This window comes from Allosphingosinicella sp. (assembly GCF_036387215.1).
GTDB lineage: Bacteria > Pseudomonadota > Alphaproteobacteria > Sphingomonadales > Sphingomonadaceae > Allosphingosinicella.
The window spans coordinates 1-4,315 of the sequence record NZ_DASVUE010000391.1 but is presented as its reverse complement, the minus strand read 5'-3'; the positions used below and the strand labels follow the sequence as shown (position 1 = coordinate 4,315).

8 protein-coding genes are annotated in these 4,315 nt (G+C 66.7%); all 8 read right to left on the bottom strand.

The genetic code is table 11. The annotated features are described in order from the left end of the window. On the bottom strand, positions 1–311 hold a 311-nt coding region (locus tag VF662_RS15035; RefSeq protein ID WP_464142712.1), incomplete at its 3' end, for a PaaI family thioesterase. Further along, positions 301–768: a PTS sugar transporter subunit IIA gene (locus VF662_RS15030; RefSeq protein ID WP_464142711.1), complete on the bottom strand. Its 468-nt coding sequence runs from the start codon at positions 766–768 to the stop codon at positions 301–303. The genes VF662_RS15030 and VF662_RS15035, both read right to left, overlap by 11 nt. A gap of 71 nt (positions 769–839) precedes the next feature. Further along, complete coding sequence (hpf, locus tag VF662_RS15025) at positions 840–1,421, bottom strand: ribosome hibernation-promoting factor, HPF/YfiA family (protein ID WP_464142710.1); 582 nt, start codon at positions 1,419–1,421, stop codon at positions 840–842. A gap of 55 nt (positions 1,422–1,476) precedes the next feature. Beyond that, positions 1,477–2,181: a DNA polymerase III subunit epsilon gene (gene dnaQ / locus VF662_RS15020; protein ID WP_464142708.1), complete on the bottom strand. Its 705-nt coding sequence runs from the start codon at positions 2,179–2,181 to the stop codon at positions 1,477–1,479. Between the two features lie 7 nt (positions 2,182–2,188). Beyond that, entirely contained in the window at positions 2,189–2,782 is a 594-nt protein-coding gene (gene coaE / locus VF662_RS15015; protein WP_464142707.1) for a dephospho-CoA kinase, read from the bottom strand. Further along, positions 2,779–3,591, bottom strand: coding sequence for a shikimate dehydrogenase family protein (locus tag VF662_RS15010; RefSeq protein WP_464142705.1), 813 nt, complete (start codon positions 3,589–3,591; stop codon positions 2,779–2,781). The genes coaE and VF662_RS15010 overlap by 4 nt, the downstream gene beginning before the upstream one ends. Then, entirely contained in the window at positions 3,591–4,178 is a 588-nt protein-coding gene (locus VF662_RS15005; RefSeq protein WP_464142703.1) for a Maf family protein, read from the bottom strand. Before VF662_RS15005 ends, VF662_RS15010 begins: the two co-directional genes overlap by 1 nt. Next, a partial coding sequence (locus VF662_RS15000; RefSeq protein ID WP_464142714.1) for a kinase/pyrophosphorylase occupies positions 4,175–4,315 on the bottom strand: 141 nt, incomplete at its 5' end. The genes VF662_RS15005 and VF662_RS15000, both read right to left, overlap by 4 nt.

Sequence of the window (4,315 nt, the reverse complement as noted above, 5' to 3'; positions counted from 1 at the left end):
GTCACCGGCCCCGCCTTCAGCGGCCGGGTGAAGTGCAGGTTGAAGGCGGTGGTGAGAAGGAAGCGGTCGGTCACCATGCTGTTGCAGGCGTAGAAGGCCGCATCGTCCATCATCTTGAAATAGATCGTCCCGTGCGCCGCGCCGGCCGCGTGGAACATGGCCTCGTCCACTTCGAAGCGGATCCGGGCGAAGCCTTCGCCGACCTCGATGTCCGAAGCGAACATGCGGTTGATCGGCGCAGACCGGTAAAGCGCCTCGAGCGCCCGGAAGTGCGCGGCCGCGCCCCGGTTCGGCTCGCCCTCAGGCGGCATGCAGGGTTTCGACGCCGGACAGCAAAGCGAAGATCGCATCGCGCGAGCGCGCACCCCTCAGCTTCGCCACGGTCTGCCGGTCGCGAAGCATCCGGCTCACCCGCGCAAGCGCCTTCAGATGATCCGCGCCCGCATCCGGCGGGGAGAGCAGGAGGAAGACGAGATCGACCGGCAGGTTATCGACCGAATGGAATTCGATCGGGCTGTTGAGCCGCGCGAAATAGCCGAACACCGCGGGCAGGCCCTCGATCTTGCCGTGCGGGATTGCGGTGCCGCCGCCGAACCCGGTCGATCCGAGCCGCTCCCGCTCGCTCAGCGCGGCGACGATGTCCCTGGTCTCGAGGCCCGTCCGGCGCGATGCGGCGAGGCCGAGCTGCTGGAACAGCGCCTTCTTGTTGGCCACGCTCAACGTGGCGTCGATTCGATCGACGGTGATCAGGTCCGAAAGGTCGCTCATTCATGCACCTCGGGGCCGTGCTCGGCCCCTGTTCCGTAGGATATGTGAGTGCGGCCCCCCGACCCGCTCGATCAGTCGCGTTGCGGCTCGACCCAGCCGATGGTCCCGTCGCCTCGTCGGTAGACCATGTTGAACTTGCCGGTGCCGCTGTTGCGGAACAGGAGCGCGTTGGTGTTGCGAAGATCGAGCAGCATCACTGCGTCGGAGACGCTCGCATCGGGGATATCGACCCGCGTCTCCGCGACGATCGCCGGGTTGTCCGCGGGCTCATCCTCTTCATCCGGAGCCTCGAACACGGTGTAGGAAGCATCGGCGGCCGCGAATTCCGCCGTGGCATCGGCGCGGCTCGCCGCCCGCCGCTCCTTCAGCCTCTTGGTGTAGCGGCGGAGCTGCTTCTCCATCTTGTCCGCCGCGCTTTCGAAGGCGACATGCGCTTCGGCCGCCTTGTCGGTGCCCTTCAGCACGACGCCGTTCGGCACATAGGCGATGATCTCGCAGGTGAAGCCGTGATCGTGCGGCCCCTTGCCGAACGTCACCTGGGCCGAGATCATCCGGGAGAAATATTTATCCGCGATCGCCGTCAGCCGCTCCTCGACGCGCCCGCGAAGAGCCTCGCCGGTTTCGACCTGATGACCCGAGATCCGGATGTCCATCGCATTCTCCAGCTTCCAAAAACGGCGCCGGATTAAGCCTCACGGCTTCGCCCCGTCAACGGGCGGCTTCCAGCCTCACCCATATAGGGTCGACGAGCGAGGCTACAAAGGCGGCGTGCCGCGCGAGCTCCTCCTCGGTCGGGGCGTGCGGCCGCGGCGGGCGCACCTGGAACGTGATCGGAGCGGCCTCGCCGATCCCCTCGATGGTGATCGCCGCGTCCGTATCGCCCGCGAGCGAAAGCCCGATCTGCCGGCCGCCGGTGAGCTCGATATAGCATTGGGCGAGCAATTGCGCGTCGATGAGGGCGCCGTGCTTGATGCGCAGGCTGCGATCAATCCCGAAGCGGGTGCAGAGCGCATCGAGGCTGTGCTTGGCCCCCGGGTGCCGCTGGCGGGCGAGGACGAGCGTACAGATCATCCGCGACATGCAGATGAGGTCCCGCCCGCAATTGCGCAGTTCGTGGTTCAGAAACCCGAAATCGAAGCTCGCATTGTGGGCGATGAGCGGGCTGTCGCCGATGAATTCGAGCAGCTCCTCGCAGCGCTCGTGGAAGCTCGGCTTGTCCGACAGGAAGACGTCCGAGAGGCCGTGCACAGCCTCGGCGCCGGCGGGCATCGGCCGGCCGGGATTGAAATAAGCGTGGAATGTGCGGCCGGTCTCGATGCGGTTGACGAGCTCCACGCAGCCGATCTCGACCATGCGGTCGCCGGTAAGCGGGTTGAGCCCCGTAGTCTCTGTATCGAAAACGATTTCCCGCATTCGGCGATTATGAATCGGCGGCCCCGGCGAGGCAAGCGATGATCTCCCGCACCGCGGCTTCAGTCGTGGATAAGTCCCCTCCCGTGGGGATGACGAAATCGGCTCGCGCGCGCTTCTCAGCGTCGGGCACCTGAAGCTTCAGGATCCTGCAAAATTTGTCGAACGTCATTCCCGGCCGTGCGAGCACGCGCTGCCGCTGCACCTCCTCGGGCGCCGAGACGACCGCGATCTTGTCGACGTCGCTCCAGCCGCCTTTCTCGAACAGCAATGGAATGTCGAGGACGACCAGCTGCCGATCCGAATGCTCGTCCAGGAACCGTTTCCGCTCCCGGTCCACCACCGGATGGATCAGCCCTTCGAGGTTCTGGAGCGCCTCCGGCTCCGCGAGCACGCGCTCCGCCAGTGTGGTTCGGTTGACGCCGTCGGCGCTGGTGGTGCCGGGAAACCGCGCCTCGATCTGCGCCACCAGCTCGCCCGCCGGCCCCTGAAGCCGATGCACGACCGCATCGGCGTCGAACACCGGCACGCCCTCCGCTTCGAACATCCGCGCGACGGTGGACTTTCCCATGCCGATCGATCCGGTGAGGCCGAGCTTGATCATGACGTCAGCAGCCCTCGCAGCTCCTCGTCATGCTCCCGCGGCGCCGCCTGGCCGAAGAACAGCCGAAACGCCGCATCCGCCTGGCCGATCAACATGTCCAAGCCTCCGATCGCCCTCAGCCCCCGCGCCCGTGCCCGCAGCAGAAGCTGCGTCTCCACGGGCGAATAGACCATATCAAAGACGACGCCCTCCGGCTGCATCCGATCGACGAGGCCGAGCATCGGCTCCGGCATCGCATCGAAGCCGCTCATCCCGAGCGGAGTGGCGTTGATGAGCAATTGCGGCTCCTCCCGTTGCTCGCCCCCAAGCAGCTCCACTCCGAAGCGCGCTGCAAGCGCCTCGCTCTTCGCGTGATCGCGGCTGACGATCATCACCTCATGCAGGCCCTGCTCGCGCAGGACCGCAAGAGCAGTGCGCGCAGCTCCGCCGTTGCCGACGATCGCAACCGGCCGCTTCGCAAGCCCCTCCTCGCCGAGCGCCGCGATAAGCCCGTCGATATCCGTATTGTGCGCGGTGAGCACGCCATCGGCGGCAGTGACCGTATTCGCGCTGCCGATGGCATTTACCTCTGTGTCGGTGCGGTCGACCAGCGCCAGCACCGCGGCCTTGTGGGGCATGGTGACGTTGCAACCGGCCCAATCCGGGTCGACGCGCCGGGCGGAGAAGAAATCATCGAGCCCGTCCGGGTTCACCTGCGCGGCGCGATAAACGCCATCGATCCCCAGCTTGCCGAGCCAGAAATTGTGGATCAGCGGCGATTTGCTGTGTGAGATCGGGTCGCCGATCACCTCTGCGTAGCGGCGCGCCATCAGCGCTCCACCACCCCGCGCTCGCGAAGATAGGCCAGCAAAGGAAGCAGCGGCATTCCAAGGATCGCGAAGTGGCTGCCTTCGATGCGGTCGAACAGCTGCACGCCCGGTCCCTCGATGCGATAGCCGCCGACGCTCCAGCGGATCGCCTCATATTCCAGGTCCAGGTAGCGGCGCAGAAACGCGTCCGAGAGCGGCCGCACCGCAAGAGTCACCGATTCGATCGCCGTCCAGACCGCCTCGCCTCCCTCCACGATGGAGGCGGCGGAATGGAGGCGGTGCGTACGTCCGGACAGCGACCGGAGCTGCTCGAGCGCGTCCTCCCGGCTTTTGGGCTTGCTCAGCATCCTACCGTCGTCGCGCTCCAGCGTCTGGTCCGAGCCAAGGACCAGGGCGGTTGCATCCGCAGTCACCGACCGCGCCTTCGCCTCCGCGAGTGCCGCCGCGAGATCCGCGGCGCCCAGACCGGCGAACCGCCGCTTCGCCTCTTCCTCGTCGAGCGGCGCTTCGACCGCTTCGAACGGCACTCCCGCCGCCTCCAGCATGTGCCGGCGGGCCGCGCTCTTCGATGCGAGGAGAAGCCTCAAGCGGGTTCGGCCGCCTGCTCGGTGCGCTGCTCGCACAGCTTCACGATCGCGAAGGCGGTCTCCTCGATCGACCGGCGGGTGACGTCGATCACCGGCCAGCCATTGTCGGCGAACATGCGGCGCGCGAAGGCGAGCTC

Bases quoted from the DNA above. Each gene is read 5' to 3' on its own strand.
- VF662_RS15030 (WP_464142711.1), bottom strand. From the start codon at position 768: ATGAGCGACCTTTCGGACCTGATCACCGTCGATCGAATCGACGCCACG.
- hpf (WP_464142710.1), bottom strand. From the start codon at position 1,421: ATGGACATCCGGATCTCGGGTCATCAGGTCGAAACCGGCGAGGCTCTT.
- dnaQ (WP_464142708.1), bottom strand. From the start codon at position 2,181: ATGCGGGAAATCGTTTTCGATACAGAGACTACGGGGCTCAACCCGCTT.
- coaE (WP_464142707.1), bottom strand. From the start codon at position 2,782: ATGATCAAGCTCGGCCTCACCGGATCGATCGGCATGGGAAAGTCCACC.
- VF662_RS15010 (WP_464142705.1), bottom strand. From the start codon at position 3,591: ATGGCGCGCCGCTACGCAGAGGTGATCGGCGACCCGATCTCACACAGC.